Here is a 17,285-nt window from a genome sequence, read left to right as displayed (position 1 = left end):
GCCGACATGACACATCTCTGGGTCCGCGCCGAATCCCGCGATCACGAGGCACGGGTCGGCATCATGCCGCAGGGCGTGGCCCAGCTGATCGCGGCGGGCTTTCAGGTCACGGTCGAGGATTCACCCGACCGCATCGTGCCAACGACCGACTACGCTGCAACCGGGGCAGATATCGCGCCTGCCGGTGCCTGGACCGACGCGCCCGATGACGCGCTGATCTTCGGGCTCAAGGAATTGCCCGCCGACGGCAGCCCTCTCCGCCATCGCCACATCATGTTTGGCCACGCGTTCAAGGGACAGCCGGACGGGCTGCGCCTGCTGGACAGGTTCAAGGCCGGCGGCGGCACGCTGCTTGATCTCGAATACCTGACCGATGACCAGAACCGACGCGTCGCCGCATTCGGCTACTGGGCGGGCTACGCTGGCGCTGCGGTGTCGCTGATGTGCTGGATCGCGCAACAGCGCGGTCGCGACATGGGTCCGATCCGCGCCGTCCCCTCAGCCGCACACCTGCTGGCGGACCTGCAAAGCGATCTTGTCACGCTCGGAACCCAGCGCCCGACCGCCCTGATCATCGGGGCCAAGGGACGGGTCGGCACCGGTGCCGCCGATCTGTGCCGCGAAATGGGCGTCGCCACCACCCGCTGGGACATCGAAGAAACCGCACACGGCGGCCCCTTTCCACAGGTACTGACGCACGACCTGTTTCTCAATTGCATCCTTGCGCGGCCCGGCACACCGGTTTTTGTGCCCGCCTCGGCCAGGACAGCAACGCGCAAACTGACCGTCATCGGCGATATCGCCTGCGACCCCGACAGCGATTTCTCCCCGATCAAGGTCTACGATCGCGTCACCACATGGGACGCCCCAGCGCTGCGGGTGCACGATGATCCACCGCTGGATGTCACCGCCATCGACAACCTGCCGTCCCTGATGCCGCTGGAATCCTCGCAGGACTTTGCAGACCAGCTTCTGCCGCACCTGGCCGCCCTGCCGGACAGCGACGTCTGGGCGCGCGCCGCACAGATCTTTGACCGGGCGATCAGCCGCCGCTGATCCATTCGCTGTTTTCGAAATATCCCGGGGGTCTGGGGGCAGCGCCCCCAGACGTGGCCATCAGCGCCTGCGCCGTCTGCGGGACACAAGGATCAAGACGCCGGCGACAACGATAAACACCAGAATACACAGCAGGAAAAACCAACCGGGGCACAGAACAGTCAGTGTGATCACCGTGGCACCGGCCGCAGCAGCCGCCGACAGGCTTTTGCCCTGCGCACCGGGTGGCAGACCGTTGAACGACCGGTTAAGATCCTCAATCGCTTGCGCGAAACAATCGCGGCTTGCCTCCAGCGACTTGCGAAACTGGCCGTCTTTTTCAGCGCGCGCCGCGATTGATTTGACCAGACCTTCCGCGCTGTCCATCTCTTGGACGGCGGTCAGAATATCCTTGCGCAGCGCGGTTCCGGCCGACGCACTGTCGGGCAGCACCCGCAGCGCACGGCGCACCGATGGTCCGTCAACATCGTCCTGCAACCCGTCGTAAAGCGTCAGGTGCAGGTAGGATAACAACAGCGACTGCGCCTGCCCCACATCCGGGATCGGCTTGAAATCAATCCCGGCTTCGGCAGCGGGATCGAGCCGGAAATCCCCGATGATCTTCTCGATCAGCGCCTCTGCGCCCTCGGGTGGTTCGCCCGGCCTGTCGGCATGCAGGTAGGTCTGCACCGCCTCGACCAACAGGTCGGGTTGAAATGTCGAACGTGAAAACGCGTCTTCACCAATTACACTAGTGATATCGTTGAAATGCATGTCGATCTCCCAAGTCAGAGTAAATTGCGCCCGGTTCGGGCACGACAACTCTGCCTTGGGTTGTGATTCGTTTCTACAAAAACCGCCTTACGCGTATTTCCGGCCGGCTCAACGACCGAAAATCGGATAGTAGAGCGCGTCGGGCAAGAACTGCCCCAGCCGGAAAATCGACCCAAGCAAGCGCGGGAATGTCTTTTTGAAATTCGCACTGTCCATCAGTTCGAAAATCTCGCGGGCGGCCTCTTCGGGCTCCATGATCTGGGGCATCGAAAAATCGTTCTTGTCGGTCAGGCGCGTCTTGATGAAACCGGGGTTGGCGACCTGCACCCTGACGCCTGTCTTGCGCAGATCCGCATGCAGGCATTCCGCCATCGACAGGATCGCCGCCTTGGACGAGGTATAACCGATTGATCCGGGCAGACCCCTGTAGGCCGTCAGCGAAGAGGTCAGGACGATATGGCCTGCGTCCCGCGCGGTCATGTCGCCAATGACCGCGCCAACACAGCGTTGCGCGCCCAGAAAATTGACCGTGGCCATGGTGTCGGCCTTTTCCTGATCCCATTCACCCGCCGCCATCGGCCAATAGACACCGGCCAGATAGACCATGCCATCGATCCGTCCGACCTGTTCGGCAGCCGCCTGAACGGAACCCAGATCCGCCACGTCGACCGTCACATATGACGCCTTGCCTGGCAGTTCGGCCACCAGATCCTTGAGCCTGTCTTCGGAGCGGGCTGATACGATCACCTCGGCCCCGACCTTGGACAGCTGATGCGCCAGCGCGCGGCCCAGCCCTTCGGATGCGCCGACCAACCAATACCGTTTGCCCTGCCAGTCACTCATATCATTCTCCTCTGCGTTAGAGGTCAGATAGGGTCGCGCTGCGGGTCCTCAAGCGACAGCCGCGCCAAAAGCGCGATCGCCAGCAGTTTCAACCCGCATGGCACCCCCGCATAAAGCCATGTCAGCAGCACAAGCGCGCTGTCGGGACTGTCGCCCGTCGACCGAAACCCGGCCTGTTCCAGCAAGGGCAACAGAGCCGCTGCGGCAAAGGCCAGCGTCAGCTTGTTCACCAGACTCCACAGACCGAAACCCTGACCGCCGTTAGGCGATATCCGCGCCATGCGACGCGCGAACAGCGCAGGCAGCAGCGTCAGATCCGCCCCGATGGACGCACCCGACAGCACGCAGACCACGGCGAATGCCACCGTGTCACCGGCCCCCAGCGTCAGGGTATAGCCGAACGACAGCACCGCCAGAACCATCGCAACCAGCAAGACACGCTTGGCCCCCCAGCGCCGCGCGGCGGCAGACCATGCCGGCGATGACAATGCCGCCGCAAGAAAGAACAGCACCAGCAGCGGTCCTTCCCAGCCGGGTGCCTGCAACCGGCTTTCGACAAAGAACAAAAACAACGTGGACGATACCGCCAGCGGGGTGGCGTTCACCAATGCCAGCAACAGAAGACGGCGGGTGATGCCGTCCGACAGAATGGTGCGGATCGGCGTGGTTTCGGCCTGTGTGCGGCCCTTCCATTCGGGCCACATCACGACGGCGGCAACCACCGCCAGTCCCGCAAACCAGAACGCAAACACGGCAAATGGCGCGTCGACCAGCCCCATCAGGGCGGTGGGCGCAATGGCGGCGATGCAGATGCCCAGCAGACCGCCGCTTTCACGCCAGGCGGCCAGCCGGACGTGACCGTCATCGCCCGGTCCGGCCTTGGCCACGCCCTGCGCGTAGAAATTGATCGTCAAAAAGCTGAAGGCGCTGAACAGCGCGGTCACGGTCAGTCCGAACCACCATAGCGGGGCAATGGGCGGCGCTATGGCAAACAGCCCAAGCATAGCCAGCGCCAGCACCAGCACACCGGCGGTCACGGCCAGCCGCTTGCCCTTATCCAATCTCTCGCTGACCCACCCCAGTGCGGGGTCCTGCACTACGTCCACCAGCCGCAGCGCAGCCAAGAGAGCGCCGAGTGCGGTCAGGCTGACACCGTAGGTGTCGGCGTAATATTTGGGTGCGTAGATATAGATCGGCAGTCCGGCCGCATTGATGATCGCGGCGAACAACGCATAGGCGGGCAGGCGCTGGGACCAGGCGTTCATCAGGTGACATCATCCTCTGGCGGCGGCGTCCACGGGCGAAAGGTGGCACCCTTCCACCACAATTTCAACGCCTGCCAGTGGATCAGCGCCAGCACGCGCCGCGACCCGAACGGGCGACGCAAGGCGGCGGCCAGGATACCCCGATTGGTCAACGGCTGTCGCGGTCCCTGCAGTGTCGCGATCAGACCACCCGCGTCCCGCCCATAATCGATCCGGATGTCGACCGCATCGGCTGTGATGTCGAAATGGAACGTGTAATCACCGGCAATCGGCTGGAACGGCGAGACGTGGAAAACCTTGCGTGCGTGCAGCGCATCGCGCCTGGTGATCGGGGCCAGATCGTCGTGGTGGCACAGATAGCAATGCCGGTCGCCAAAGGTGTTGCCGACCTCTGCAATCACGACCCGCAGCACGCCGCCTGCGTCATAGCACAGCCAGAACGACACAGGGTTGAACACATGGCCAAGCACACGCGGCTGCGCCAGCAAGGAAATGTCGGTGATCCCATCCAGTTCAGCCGCCGCCAACGTCTGGCGGACCCAGGCGGCACCGCTGCCCTGCTGCACGACGCCGCCATGGTCCGCGTCCCAAAGGGACATCAGGCCGCGCCGGTTGCGCCCGAACAGACCGGGGCCCGTCACATCGGCCTCGGCATCGCACATCACGTAGTCGATGGAATAGCGAAAGGCGTTTTTCACAGCCCCCTTGCGACCGTGGTAGGTCTGACCCGGGATATGCTGGATGCCTGTCACTCTGCCGCGATCCGTCGCGTATGGGCGGCATTCAGGCGGTCAACCACGTCATAAGCGCTGGCCAGACCATCCTCGTGGAACCCGTTTCGCATCCATGCACCACAGAACCAGGTGTTGTTGGTCCCGTTCATGCGTGCTGCATCCTTTTGTGCGGCAAGTGCGGCGGTATCATAGACCGGATGACGCAGGTTGGTTTCGTCCCAGATCAGATCCTCGCGGATCGTGCGGGTCGTGTTCAGCGTCACCATGTAGTCCTGACCGGTCAGCCAGGGTTGCAGGCTGTTCATCCAGTAGGTCAGGTCAATCTGATCAGACCGCTTGTTCGCGGCCTCGGTATAGATCCAGGACGCCCAGACCTTGCGGCGCTTGGGCATGATCGCGGTGTCCGAATGCAGCACGACACGGTTGCCCTGATAGCGCACGGCACCCAGGGTCGCGGCCTCTTCGGCGCTGGCATCCGCCAGCAAGGCCAGCGTATCGTCGGAATGGGTTGCGAACACGACCTCGTCGAACGTTTCCCACTCTGCGCCGATGGCCCGCACCTGCACCGCGCCGCCCGTGCGCCGGACACCCTGCACACCAGCCCCCAGGCGCAGGTCCACACCGCGCTTTGCCATGTCGGCACCCAGTTTTGCCACGTATTGCTGGCTACCGCCCGCGACCGTGTACCACTGGTGCTGTCCGGTTGTGTTCAGCAGCGCATGATTGTCGAAAAACGTCAGCAGCGCATGGGCCGGAAAGTCGAGAATCTTTTCCTTGGGCGTCGACCAGATCGCACCGGAAAAGGGCGTCAGGTAATAGTCACGGAAATAATCCGACAGGCGCAGCTGTTTCAGCAGGCCGGCGATGGTCAGGCTGGTGTCCTGTGCGGCGGCCATACCATGTTTGTTGAAATGCAGGATGTCGCGCACCATCCGCAGGAATTTCGGGTTCGCCGCGTTACGCCGCTGCGCAAACAGGGCATCCAGCGAATGCAGCGCATATTCCATACGCCCCCCGTCAAACGACGCGCCAAAGCTCATGTTGCTTTCGACGGTATCGACACCCAGCTCGTCGAACAAACCGACAAGGTTCGGGTAATTCGCATGGTTGAACACGATGAATCCGGTATCGACAGGCGTATCCGCCTGTGGTCCGGCCATCCGTGTGCGGGCATGACCGCCCAGCCGCTTGGCCGCTTCGAACAGGGTCACATGATGATCACGGGCCAATGCATGCGCGGCACCCATGCCGGATATACCAGCGCCGATCACCGCGATGCGACGCGGCGTGGGGGATATTCTGGGCAGGCTCATTGCAGTCTCCGTCGTGGTCAGTGTCGTCAGAGCCACGATACGTAGCGCAGATCAGTTGCAGGGCAGTGCGTATGAATTGTCGCAGGTCAGTCCCAGGCCAGCGGGATCATCTGGCCGCGCTCTTGCAGAAATCCGTCACCGTTGCGATCCAGAAAGAACGTCAGCCCCGGATAGGCGTTCGCGACGACGTATTGACCGTCGATGATGGACGACTGGCCGACGGGGCCATTCTCGGACCCGCCGCAGACCTCGGTATTGTTGCGGCAGGGTGCCAGCGTAAAGGTGCGCATCACCTGCAAGGGATCGGCATCCTGAACCAGAATGCGGATCGGGCCGTCATCCAGCGGCGTGTCGCCAAAGGCTTCGGTCAGAGCTATGCCCGATTGCGCAACACCATCCGAAAACGGCGCGGGATTCATCGGATTCGTGCAGGCGGCCAGTCCAAGACTGCCGAGGATCATCAGGCGGGAAAACATCTATGGTGTCCTTTTGTCGTCTTGGCCTCAGTCTTGGCCGTCAGAACCACTGGCCGCAAGGGGCAATGGCGCCTGCGCTTGTGCTGCCAGTTCCTCAAAATCGAAATTGTCCAACCTGTCGGCGCGTTTGCCGGCCCGCGTCGCGGCCGTCAGGATGCCGGATACATCTTCGCCTGCCTGCCGCAGATGGGTTTCCAGCTTGCCCGCCCGATCGCCGATCAGCTGCACGTCGCGGTGCAGCTGTTTCAGGCTCTTGCGGATTGCCCCCGTCTGTTCGCGCATGCGTGCGTCCTTGAGAATGGCGCGCATCGTGTTCAACGTCGCCATGCAGGTAGTGGGGGACACGATCCAGACCCGCGCGTCAAAGCCGTCACGCACCACGGCAGGCAGCCGGGCGTGCAGCTCGGCATAGACGGCCTCTGACGGCAGGAACATGATGGCACCATCCGCCGTTTCGCCAGCGATGATGTATTTCTCGGAAATCGCCTTGATGTGAACGCGGACCGCTGCCGCCAATCCCTTGAGCGCTGCGTCCTGCTCTGCGCGGGTCTCGGCGCGGGTCAGCGTCTCGTAGGCCTCCAGCGGGAATTTCGCATCCACGACGATGGGTCCCGGCGGGTTGGGCAGATGGATCAGGCAATCGGCCCGTTTCCCGTTCGATAGCGTCGCTTGCAGGGAATAACTGTCGGCAGGCAGCGCCTTGCCCACGATATCGGTCAGCTGGATTTCGCCAAAGGCCCCGCGTGTCTGCTTGTTCGACAGGATATCCTGCAGCGACAGCACGTCGCCCGACAGTTTTTCGATGTTGCTTTGCGCGCGATCAATGGTGGCCAGACGCTCTTGCAACGCGGCCAGTTGCTTGGTCGATTTCTCCGAACTGCCCGCCAGCGTGTCCTTCATCCGTTCCTGAAGATCGGCCAGACTGCGTGCGGACCGCAGCGCGTTGTCGGCCAAACGTTCGGCGACCTGCGCATTCACCTCGGCCAGGCGCTGTTCCATGGTCTGCATGATGCGGGCCTGACCGGCGGTCTGGCTGTCGGACACGGTGCGCAGGTTTTCACCCAGCCGCGCCTGATTTTCGGCCAGCGTTTGCATGAACCCCGATAATTGCCCGACCTGCCCCGACAGCGCATCAACCGCCTGCCCCGACCGCCCGGCCCTGCGCACGGTGGCGATCAGCAGTGCAAAGAGTGCCGCCAACAGCAGCAATGCCACAGCCGCCGCCCATAGACGCGGATCATCCAACGCAAACTGCGTGTCACCCACCTGGATCACGTGCGGCCGAACAGCCGTTCGATGTCGGTCATCGACAATGTCACCGATGTCGGGCGCCCGTGATTGCACTGTCCCGACAGCGGCGTCGCCTCCATCTCGCGCAGAAGGGCGTTCATCTCCGGCGCGGACATGCGGCGTCCCGTGCGCACTGACCCGTGACAGGCCACCCGGCTGAGGATGGCGTCGATCCGCGCCTTGAGTGACCCGGTGTCGCCGCCATCCTGCAATTCGTCAAGCACGTCCAGCACCAGACGACGCGCATCTACTGTCCCAAGGATCGCCGGTGTTTCGCGCACGGCCACGGCACCGCCGCCAAAGGGTTCGATCCCCAGCCCCAGACGCGCCAGATCATCGGCCTGCGACAGCAGCAGATCCGCCTCTCCCGGCGTCAGTTCGACGATTTCAGGGATCAACAGCGCCTGCGCCGTGACCCCATTGTCGCGCATCTGCGCCTTGAGCCGTTCGTAAACCAGCCGTTCATGCGCGGCATGGGCATCCACGATCACCAGACCGTCGGCGGTCTGCGACAAGATGTAGTTTTCATGAAGTTGCGCCCGCGCCGCGCCCAGCGGCCGGGCCTCGTCCGCAATGGCATCTGGCGTGTCCGGGACCGGATCAATCCGGGCGGACGGCAATTCGGCAAAGCCGGACTGGAACGTCATGGTCTGCGCGGTAAAGCGCGGCGTCGGACGGTCCATCTGGTAGACGCGCGGTTCCGTCACGGGCGTCATTGCCCCCAATGTCGCCGCGCTGACGGTGGTGGACGACCGATGCCCGGCCTCGGCCAGCGCATGACGGATTCCGCTGACGATCAGACCGCGCACGATAGCTGGATCGCGAAACCGCACCTCGGATTTCGCAGGATGCACGTTGACGTCGACCAGCGTGGGATCGCAGTCGATGAACAGACAGGCCACCGGATGCCGGTCGCGCGACATCACGTCCATATAAGCCGCGCGCAATGCACCCAGCAGCATCTTGTCCCGCACCGGGCGACCGTTGACACACAGGTATTGGGCGACGGCAGCCCCCTTAGAAAAGGTCGGCAGCGCTGCATAGCCGGTCAGGTGAAACCCGTCGCGTTCCGCGTCCAGCCGCAGCGCATTGTCGGCAAAGTCGCGTCCGATGGCAGCCCGCAGACGGCGGTGCAGCGCGTCGAACATGTCGCCAGTTTCGGCATCCGCGCGGTACAGCGTGCGCGCCTCGCCGTTGCTGCTGTCACGCAGAATGAACGTAATGAACGGTTCCGCCATCGAAAGGCGTTTGATCACATCCGTGATCGCCTGTGTTTCGGCCCGGTCACTGCGCAGGAATTTCAATCGCGCGGGCGTGGCATAGAACAGATCGGCCAGATCGACCTGTGTGCCGCCCGGATGGCCTGCGGGCCTGACAGGGTCCATGCGTCCACCTGCGACGCGGATGCTGGACCCCTCGTCACCGCAACGGGACGTGATGGTCAGCCGCCCGACCGCACCCAGCGATGGCAGCGCCTCGCCCCGAAAACCGAACGAATGGATATTGAGCAGATCACTGCCGTCAATCTTTGATGTGGCATGCCGCGACAGGGCCAGCGGCAAATCCGCAGCCGTCATGCCGCAGCCGTCGTCGCTGACGCGGATCAGAGTCTTGCCACCATCCGCAATGGTTACGTCGATCCGCGTGGCACCGGCATCAATGGCATTCTCGACCAGTTCCTTGACCGCAGATGCGGGCCGTTCCACGACCTCTCCTGCCGCGATCCGATTGATCGCGGCGTCATCCAACTGGCGGATCACGGGGTTGGCTGATGTCTGTATCTGGGGTGAAGTCACTGTCATGCTACAAGAGATAGCATCGAAACGGTTGATTCTACGAGGGGCGAATTTACTGACAAAGCATCCAATTCATGTTATATAACCAAAATGTTAATCAAATCGATCAACCCCGCCGTGCTGGCCGCACTCGCCGATCCCATCCGCCTGCGGATCGTTGATCGTCTTGCATCTGGCGAATGTACGGTGGGCGAATTGGCCGCGCCGTTCGACGTGTCGCAGCCCGCCATTTCACGTCACATCCGGGTGCTGACAGACGCGGGTATCGTCGTGCAACGGGTCGATGGTGCGCGCCGACCCTGCCGTCTGGCACCTGAATCCATGGCCGCGCTGGACGCCTGGCTGACCCAGCTGCGCAAGACGTTGAGCGCGCAATACGACCGACTTGATGCCGTCTTGGCCGAACTGGAGGATGAGACGCATGACCCTTGAACTGACACTGGTGGGGGATACGCAGATCATCGCGACCCGCCAATTTGCAGCCCCGCCGTCACTGGTGTACCGCGCGCATATCGACCCTCAGATCATCCGAAAATGGATGGTCGGGTCGGACGGCTGGACCATCGACACGATCAGCGTCGATGCCCGGGTCGGCGGCGAATTCACCTATCGCTACAACGGGCCTGACAACGATAGCTTTGCCATTACCGGCACGTTCATGGAATTGGACCCCGGTCAGCGCATCCTGCATATCGAACGGATGCTGATGCCGGACCCGACGCCGGACAACCGGATCGAGACGGTATTTGACGCGCAGGGCAGCGGCACGTTGATGACCATGACGATGACCCTGCCCGATGCCGAAACGCGGCAGATGTTGATGGACATGGGCATCCAGACCGGCATGGAAGGAAGCTATGCCGGTCTCGACGATGCTGTATCCGGCTGACAGCGATCAGTTCGTGCTGGTCAGCCCCTCTGGCTGGCCCACGACGACGAAATGCAGATCCTCGGGCCGGTAGAGGTCGGCCGCCACGCGGTTCACCTCCTCAAGCGTCACCGCCTCGATATAGTCGTTGCGGTTGACGACATAGTCACGCGGAAGGCCGATCATCTGCATCCCGACAAGGATGCTGGCGATGTTTGCATTCCCGTCGAACCGCAGCGCGTATGACCCGGTCAGAAACAGTTTCACCCGGTCCAGTTCCTCTTGGGTCATGCCGTCCTGCGCGATCTTGGCCCATTCATCGCGCACGACCTCGATCGCTTCGGCAATGGTGTCGTTGGACGACGCCAGCTGTCCCAGAACCATGGGCGCATGATCCTTGGGGACCAGGAATGTCGATACGCCATAGGTCAGGCCACGCTTTTCCCGCACCTCGTCCATGAGGCGGGATTCAAAGCCGCCTGCCCCCAGCGCCTCGTTCAGGATCGTGGCCGCGAAATAATCGGGATCGTCCCGTTCCATGCCCGCGTGGCCGAACAGTGCAACCGATTGGGGTGTCGGAAAATCGACGACCGTGATCCCGCCGTCCAACGCGAATGTGGTATCCTCGGGAAGTGGCGGCCCCTCGGCGGGAAGTTCACCCAGCAGGGTGTCCAGCACCTCGCCCAGCGCCTCTGGCGTGATGTCGCCGACTGCGCCCACATAGATGCGATCACGCGTCAGCGCGTTTTGCCAGGCGGTCACGATGTCGTCGCGCGTCAGTGCCGCGACACTCTCTGCCGTGCCGGTGCTTGACGATCCATAGGGATGGTCCGGAAACGCCCCGGCATTCAACGTATCGCCCGCAATGGCATTGGGTGATTTGGCATCGGACGCGATGCCGGACAAAACCTGCGCGCGGACCCGGTCAATCGCCGACTGGTCAAAGCGCGGTTCGATCAGTGCCTGCCGCAACAGGGCAATGCTGTCATCCTGATTTTCCGTCAGGAAACGGGCCGAGATACTGGTGACGTCGTCACCGATATCAAAACCAAAACCCGCTGACAGTTCTTCGCGGCGCGTCTGGAACGCTTGCGCATCCATGTCGGCTGCACCCTCTTCCAGCAGGCCCATCATCAGATTGCTGGCACCGCGCTTGCCGGGCAGGTCCAGCGATGCGCCACCCTCGATCCGGATTTCCAGCGCGGTAAAGGGGATGCTGTGATCCTCGACCAGCCAGGCGGTGATGCCGCCGTCAGAGGTCACTTCCTGAATCTCGACCGCAGCAAAGGCAGCGGTTCCGGCGAATGTGGCACAGATGGCCAGAACGTAGCGGATCATTGGGCCTGCTCCTCGTTTGCGACAACCCAGCCGGTCACCGACTGGTTCAGGTTGAACACCTCGGCCGCGGCGGCCTTGATGTCCTCTGCGGTGACGTCTTGCAGAATTTCTGGCCAAGCGTGCACATCATCGACGGTCAGCCCTTGGGTCAAGGCGGCCCCATAGCGCTGCGCGCGTCCCTGCGTGCTGTCCATCGCATAGATTTCCGACGCGCGGATTTCGGACTTGATCCGATCAAGGGCCGCCGGATCGATATCCTTGGCCATGAAATCGGCGATAACCTGATCCATGGCTGCCTCGGCCTCTGACAGGGTCACACCCTGCGCTGGCACCACCGAAAGACTGAACGACGTGTCATCCAGGCTGCTGCCGCGATAGCCTGCCCCCGCATAAACGGCGATCTGGCTGTCGAACTGCAACGCACGCCCCAATTCCGAGGTAAAACTGGACCCACCCAGCAAGTCGGCCAGCAGCGTCAGCGCCGCGGCCTTTTCCTGCGCACCGCTGTCGCGTTCGGGCGCAAGGTAGCTGCGCACCAGATAGGGTTCACTGACACGTTCGTCGGTGAACACGATCCGGCGCGGTGCCAGCTGCGGCGGCTCTGATGACCGGATGCGTTCAGGCAGATCAGGTTCAGCCGGGATCGGTCCATAATATTGTTCCGCCAGCGCACGCACCTCGTCGGGAAACACGTCACCGGCCACGATCAGGATTGCGTTGTTGGGGGAATAGTACAGATCATAGAACGACACCGCGTCCTCCAGATCCAACTCTTCCATTTCGTGTTTCCAGCCAATAATCGGCACGCCGTAGCGGTGGTTCTGGTAGAGGGCCGCGTTGAACTGTTCGCGCGCCAGTGCCCCCGGCGAGGATTCCGTGCGCTGGTTGCGTTCTTCCAGGATCACGTTGCGTTCGGTCGCAATGTCGTCCTGATCCAGCTGCAGATTGACCATGCGGTCGCTTTCCATCTGCATCATCAGCGGCAGGCGGTCCGCCGCAATCCGCTGAAAATAAGCCGTGTAGTCGTAACTGGTGAACGCGTTGTCGGTCCCACCGTTTTTGGCTACCGTGGCGCTGAATTCACCCGGTTCCAGTGTCTCGGTCCCCTTGAACAACAGATGTTCCAGGAAATGCGCGACACCTGACTGCCCCACCGGTTCGTCAGCGGACCCGGCGCGATACCAGACCATGTGAACCACGACCGGGGCGCGGTGATCCTCGATCACCACGACCTCCATCCCGTTATCAAGCGTGAATGACGTAACATCGTCGGGGGCGACCTGGGCCATCGCAGTGGTCGCGAAAACAGTCAGGGCAGCGGCCAGAGATCGGATCATGGGGTGCCTATGGTTGGATATGTTCAGGTCCAACCTAGGAAGCCGCGCCCGACTTGCAACATCCCGTACAGGGTTGTCACGCAGCTGTCAGGTTCAGGGCCTGCCGCCCATCGCGCGGATGGCCAGTTCCTGCGGGTCCAGATCGGCGGGATTCGTGCCGCCGGGACGCGGTGCCGGCAAGGCGTTCGTGGCCGGAATAATCAGCGGATTTTGCGGAATGACCGAAAATTCGTCGGGCCCGCCGCCACCGGTTCCGCCACCGCAACCCGCGAGCGCGGCACAAAGTATCACTGGCAAAATCACGTGACGCATGGTGGTCCCTCAACTGGTATCGGCGCTGTTCTAACGCAGTTCGGTCGCGGCGTCACGCGCCCTTGCGCGCCTTGGTCTGCCGGGCATCCGGCCCCGGCAGAAACGCGAGCCCGATGGCACCGGCAAAAATGGCGATGTCCGCGATGTTGAACGCATAGGGGTTGGAAAACCCGCAGCAGCTCATGTTCAGGAAATCCGCGACAGCACCGTAAAGCACACGGTCAACAACGTTGCCCAGCGCGCCGCCGACCAGCAGACCCGCTGCGATATACATCCACTTGGTGCCACCGCTGCGCCAGAGCCAGACAAGAACGCCGACCGAAATCGCCAGTGCGACCCCGATCAGCACCCAACGCATGTCCGCCTGCGCACCCAGGCCGAAATTAACGCCACGGTTCCAGGCCATCTGGAACACCAGAAACGGCGGAAACACCTCGATCCGCTGACGGGTCATCAGGTCCAGCCAGTGGACGATGGCGTATTTTGTCGCCTGATCCAGCAGGAACGTCCAAAAGCCCGCCCAGAAAACCAATCGCATTCCGTGATCCTAGTGCTTGAAGTGGCGCATGCCGGTGAACACCATTGCGATCCCGGCCTCGTCAGCGGCCGCGATCACCTCGTCGTCGCGCATCGAACCGCCAGGCTGGATGACGCAGGTGGCACCTGCGGCAGCAGCCTCTAGCAATCCGTCGGCAAAGGGGAAAAACGCATCGGACGCAACCGCGCTGCCGATGGTCAGCGGTGCGGCGAGGTCCATCGCCTCGGCCATGCGCTCTGCCTTTTTGGCGGCGATCAGGGCGCTGTCCAGACGGCTCATCTGACCTGCGCCGACACCAACCGTTGCACCGTCCTTGACGTAGACAATGGCGTTGGACTTGACGTGCTTGGCAACCTTCCATGCGAATTGCAGGTCGGCCATCTGGGCATCGGTCGGCTGCACCTTGGTCACCACACGCAAAGCGTCCGCTGCGACGCGGCCCGTATCCTTGTCCTGCACCAGCATGCCACCCGCGACCTGACGATAGGTCGTCACAGGGGCTGCGGGGTCAGGCAGACCGTCCGTGGTCAGCAGGCGCAGGTTCTTTTTCGCGGCAAAAACAGCGCGCGCCGCATCGGACGCACCCGGTGCGATCACGACCTCGGTAAAGATTTCGGCGATCGCCTTGGCCGTCGCTTCGTCCAACGGCATGTTCAGCGCGACGATACCGCCGAATGCACTGGTGCGGTCACAGTCGAACGCCTTGGTATAGGCCTCGAGAAGCGTGTCACCCCGTGCCACGCCGCAGGGGTTCGCGTGTTTGATGATCGCGACGGCGGGACCATCGGCGGGGTCGAATTCCGCCACCAGTTCGAACGCGGCATCGGTGTCGTTGATGTTGTTGTAGGACAGTTCCTTGCCCTGATGCTGGGTTGCCGTGGCGACGCCGGGGCGGTCGCTGCCGTCGGTGTAAAAGCTGGCGGTCTGGTGCGGGTTTTCACCATACCGCAGTTCCTGACGCACGGTCCCGGCAAAGCTGCGGCGGCGCGGCGTGTCCAGATCGATCGCGCCAGCCATCCAAGTGCTGACAGCCGTGTCATAGGCCGCAGTGCGGCCGTATGCGGTCTGCGCCAACCCCTTGCGGAACGCGAGCGTGGTCTGACCGTCGTTGGCATCCAGCTCGGCCAGCAGCGCGTCATAGTCGGACACATCCGTCACAACGTTGACAAAGGCATGGTTTTTCGCAGCCGACCGGATCATGGCCGGACCGCCGATGTCGATGTTCTCGATGCAGGTGGCATAATCAGCACCCTTGGCGACCGTTTCCTCGAACGGATAGAGGTTCACGACCAGAAGATCGATACCGCCGATCCCGTGTTCATCCATGGCCGCGACGTGGGCGTCGTTGTCGCGCACCGCCAGCAGGCCACCGTGAACCACCGGATGCAGCGTCTTGACCCGACCATCCATCATTTCCGGAAAGCCCGTCACCTCTGCCACGTCCTTTACGTCCAGGCCCGCATCGCGCAACGCCTTGGCCGATCCACCGGTGGAGAGCAGTTCAACACCGCGTGCGGACAACGCTTGTCCCAGTTCGATCAGGCCGGTTTTATCGGAAACGCTCAGGAGCGCGCGGGTCACGGGGAAAAGGTCAGTCATGGTCGTCCTCGAATGATGCATCATCGTCATCCGTTCGGGCAGGTGCCAGGTCGCGGACCACATCGGGGGTGTCCTGCGCCTTGGTCAGGGACCAACGGATGCGCGTCGCATAAGACAAAGCGACGCCGGATAAAACCACCTGTTGTGCTGCGCGCGGCTTCAACCGGCCTGTTTCAAGGTAAACAGACGGTGTCAGCGCCAATTCTGCGTGACCGTCATGGCGGAACACCCAGATTTCACCTGATTTGAGTGCCATCGATACCGCAGCACCGCCAAGATCGACATGCGCCTCGACATCGGGATGCAGATGAAACCTGATCGCGAACGGCACGGACCCACCGGTCAGACCGCAGGCCCGTTCGAACCGTTCCTTGTCCAGATCATTCAGGGTGGTCAGCAGATCCTCGCCCACCAGACCGCGCCCATCCAGTGTCATTTCCAGAATGCGGGCGTGGGTCTGGCCATGGGTCAGGCGAAATCCGTCGTGCGACAGTTCGGCCCTGTGGCCGTCATCCATCCGCGTGATGATACATTGCACATCGGTCGGCGTGTCGATCAGGGGTTCGGCCAACACGCCACCGACAAGCTGCGCCTGACCCAGCCGAGAGGACGAATATCCAGCCATGCACAATGTCGAATGGCTGGGCGTGGCCCGGCCCGCGCGCCGCCAGTCGGCACCAAAGGTCACGCCTGACCCGCAATTCACCACCAGCGGGCGCCGACCGGATGTCAGCTCGAACGCGAGTGTTGCAGCATGCGCATTATAGGATGCCACGTGCTGCGGCGGCACGGCCCCGTCCACGATGACACTGGTGCGACCCGCCGCGATCCGGGCATAGCCCATGCCCATGTCGGCAACGCCCCGCCCGGTCGCACCCAACCGGGCCAGCGCCTGGTCCAGCCGTCCATCGACACCGCGACCACCGCCATGAAATCGTGCCAACCCGCCGTCGGCATGCCGCAGGCTGCGCAGCGTCGGTGCGATCCGCCCAAGGGCATCCGTCAGTGCGGCAGGCACGGGACGCGCGCTTGCCTCCAGCGCGTCCTGCGCCCAGAGCAGCAGTGTCAGGATATCCATCAACTCTTCGGGGTTACGCGATGCGATCCCGCCATCGGACCCGACATGATCCGCGCAATCACTGGCCAGCGCCGCAATCGCCGGATCGGTCAGATCCTCCATGCCTTCCAGTGACAGGCCCGCATAGATCATGCCGGCCAGCGCCTCGAACCGCGGCAAACCTGCGCGCGCGGCGCGCCATCTGCGCGACAAGAACAGCGTCTGCTGCCCGAGACTTTGGAAAAAACGGTCCTGCGCATCACGATCAAGACCGCGCAGCAACATCAACCCGTGCGAGATCCAGCGGATCAGGCGACGCCCTGTCAGGTCAGGTGTCCAGCCCGGTCCCGTGCCATCACCGAAATCGTCGATCCATTCCGCAACCCAGGCCTGCGCCACCGCCCGCGCGCGACCATCACCGACGGCAGCCAGGTCATCGAGCCAGGCAAAGCCATGCAATTCTTGATCCACCAGATCGCGGTCGCCCTGCGCATCCCAGATCGAACCGTCAGGCGACGTGGTCAGGACGCCCGCAAACAGAAAATTACCGGCCAGCAGTTGCTTGCCCCGCGCGAAAAGACCGATGCTGCGGGGTTCAGGCTGCGACACGAACCCGGTCACAGGTTTGGCCCGCGCAGCGCGGCGCGCATGATACTGATGCAAATACGTCGTAAGACGTGCCTGCCAGGATGGATTTTGTGCCACCTGCT

17 protein-coding genes are annotated in these 17,285 nt (G+C 62.7%); 3 read left to right on the top strand and 14 right to left on the bottom strand.

Going from position 1 to position 17,285, the window contains the following annotated elements:
- The first annotated feature begins 6 nt into the window (after window positions 1-6).
- On the top strand, window positions 7-1,056 hold the full coding sequence (locus tag LGQ03_RS09125) for a saccharopine dehydrogenase (protein ID WP_226748146.1): 1,050 nt from the start codon (window positions 7-9) through the stop codon (window positions 1,054-1,056).
- 60 nt (window positions 1,057-1,116) lie between these two features.
- Here LGQ03_RS09125 and LGQ03_RS09120 read toward each other — a convergent pair whose 3' ends face one another.
- From LGQ03_RS09120 to mutL, 8 genes are all read right to left on the bottom strand, one after another.
- A complete protein-coding gene (locus tag LGQ03_RS09120) occupies window positions 1,117-1,809 on the bottom strand; it encodes a hypothetical protein (protein ID WP_226748145.1) in 693 nt (230 codons plus the stop codon).
- Between the two features lie 108 nt (window positions 1,810-1,917).
- Complete coding sequence (locus LGQ03_RS09115; protein ID WP_226748144.1) at window positions 1,918-2,652, bottom strand: SDR family NAD(P)-dependent oxidoreductase; 735 nt, start codon at window positions 2,650-2,652, stop codon at window positions 1,918-1,920.
- 23 nt (window positions 2,653-2,675) lie between these two features.
- A complete protein-coding gene (locus LGQ03_RS09110) occupies window positions 2,676-3,917 on the bottom strand; it encodes an MFS transporter (protein WP_226748143.1) in 1,242 nt (413 codons plus the stop codon).
- The gene (locus LGQ03_RS09105) at window positions 3,917-4,669 is read right to left on the bottom strand and encodes a DUF1365 domain-containing protein (RefSeq protein WP_226748142.1); all 753 of its coding nucleotides are present in this window, start codon (window positions 4,667-4,669) and stop codon (window positions 3,917-3,919) included. The genes LGQ03_RS09110 and LGQ03_RS09105 overlap by 1 nt, the downstream gene beginning before the upstream one ends.
- On the bottom strand, window positions 4,666-5,964 hold the full coding sequence (locus LGQ03_RS09100; protein WP_226748141.1) for an NAD(P)/FAD-dependent oxidoreductase: 1,299 nt from the start codon (window positions 5,962-5,964) through the stop codon (window positions 4,666-4,668). The genes LGQ03_RS09105 and LGQ03_RS09100 overlap by 4 nt, the downstream gene beginning before the upstream one ends.
- 86 nt (window positions 5,965-6,050) lie before the next feature.
- Complete coding sequence (locus tag LGQ03_RS09095) at window positions 6,051-6,440, bottom strand: hypothetical protein (protein ID WP_226748140.1); 390 nt, start codon at window positions 6,438-6,440, stop codon at window positions 6,051-6,053.
- A gap of 27 nt (window positions 6,441-6,467) precedes the next feature.
- Window positions 6,468-7,715: a DNA recombination protein RmuC gene (locus LGQ03_RS09090; RefSeq protein WP_226748139.1), complete on the bottom strand. Its 1,248-nt coding sequence runs from the start codon at window positions 7,713-7,715 to the stop codon at window positions 6,468-6,470.
- Window positions 7,712-9,532 (bottom strand): DNA mismatch repair endonuclease MutL, encoded by a 1,821-nt coding sequence (gene mutL / locus LGQ03_RS09085; protein ID WP_226748138.1) that lies wholly within the window; start codon window positions 9,530-9,532, stop codon window positions 7,712-7,714. Before mutL ends, LGQ03_RS09090 begins: the two co-directional genes overlap by 4 nt.
- Window positions 9,533-9,616: 84 nt before the next feature.
- Between mutL and LGQ03_RS09080 the strand changes: the two genes are divergently transcribed.
- Complete coding sequence (locus LGQ03_RS09080) at window positions 9,617-9,958, top strand: ArsR/SmtB family transcription factor (protein ID WP_226748137.1); 342 nt, start codon at window positions 9,617-9,619, stop codon at window positions 9,956-9,958.
- On the top strand, window positions 9,948-10,415 hold the full coding sequence (locus tag LGQ03_RS09075; protein WP_226748136.1) for an SRPBCC domain-containing protein: 468 nt from the start codon (window positions 9,948-9,950) through the stop codon (window positions 10,413-10,415). Before LGQ03_RS09080 ends, LGQ03_RS09075 begins: the two co-directional genes overlap by 11 nt.
- 6 nt (window positions 10,416-10,421) lie before the next feature.
- On the opposite strand, the gene LGQ03_RS09070 is transcribed toward LGQ03_RS09075, so the two are convergent.
- The 6 genes from LGQ03_RS09070 to LGQ03_RS09045 form a co-directional block, all read right to left on the bottom strand.
- Complete coding sequence (locus LGQ03_RS09070) at window positions 10,422-11,732, bottom strand: M16 family metallopeptidase (protein ID WP_226748135.1); 1,311 nt, start codon at window positions 11,730-11,732, stop codon at window positions 10,422-10,424.
- Window positions 11,729-13,069, bottom strand: a complete 1,341-nt coding sequence (locus LGQ03_RS09065) for a M16 family metallopeptidase (RefSeq protein ID WP_226748134.1) — start codon at window positions 13,067-13,069, stop codon at window positions 11,729-11,731. The genes LGQ03_RS09070 and LGQ03_RS09065 overlap by 4 nt, the downstream gene beginning before the upstream one ends.
- Window positions 13,070-13,162: 93 nt before the next feature.
- A complete protein-coding gene (locus LGQ03_RS09060; protein ID WP_056029299.1) occupies window positions 13,163-13,381 on the bottom strand; it encodes a DUF3035 domain-containing protein in 219 nt (72 codons plus the stop codon).
- Window positions 13,382-13,433: 52 nt separating this feature from the next.
- Window positions 13,434-13,919: a signal peptidase II gene (gene lspA / locus LGQ03_RS09055; protein WP_090157965.1), complete on the bottom strand. Its 486-nt coding sequence runs from the start codon at window positions 13,917-13,919 to the stop codon at window positions 13,434-13,436.
- Window positions 13,920-13,928: 9 nt separating this feature from the next.
- Entirely contained in the window at window positions 13,929-15,518 is a 1,590-nt protein-coding gene (purH, locus tag LGQ03_RS09050) for a bifunctional phosphoribosylaminoimidazolecarboxamide formyltransferase/IMP cyclohydrolase (protein ID WP_226748133.1), read from the bottom strand.
- Window positions 15,511-17,280: a heparinase II/III family protein gene (locus LGQ03_RS09045; RefSeq protein WP_226748132.1), complete on the bottom strand. Its 1,770-nt coding sequence runs from the start codon at window positions 17,278-17,280 to the stop codon at window positions 15,511-15,513. Before LGQ03_RS09045 ends, purH begins: the two co-directional genes overlap by 8 nt.
- Between the last annotated feature and the right edge of the window lie 5 nt (window positions 17,281-17,285).

It is taken from the genome of Loktanella gaetbuli, assembly GCF_020531945.1.
Classification (GTDB): Bacteria; Pseudomonadota; Alphaproteobacteria; order Rhodobacterales; family Rhodobacteraceae; genus Loktanella; species Loktanella gaetbuli.
This window is presented reverse-complemented; position numbering and strand designations above follow the sequence as displayed.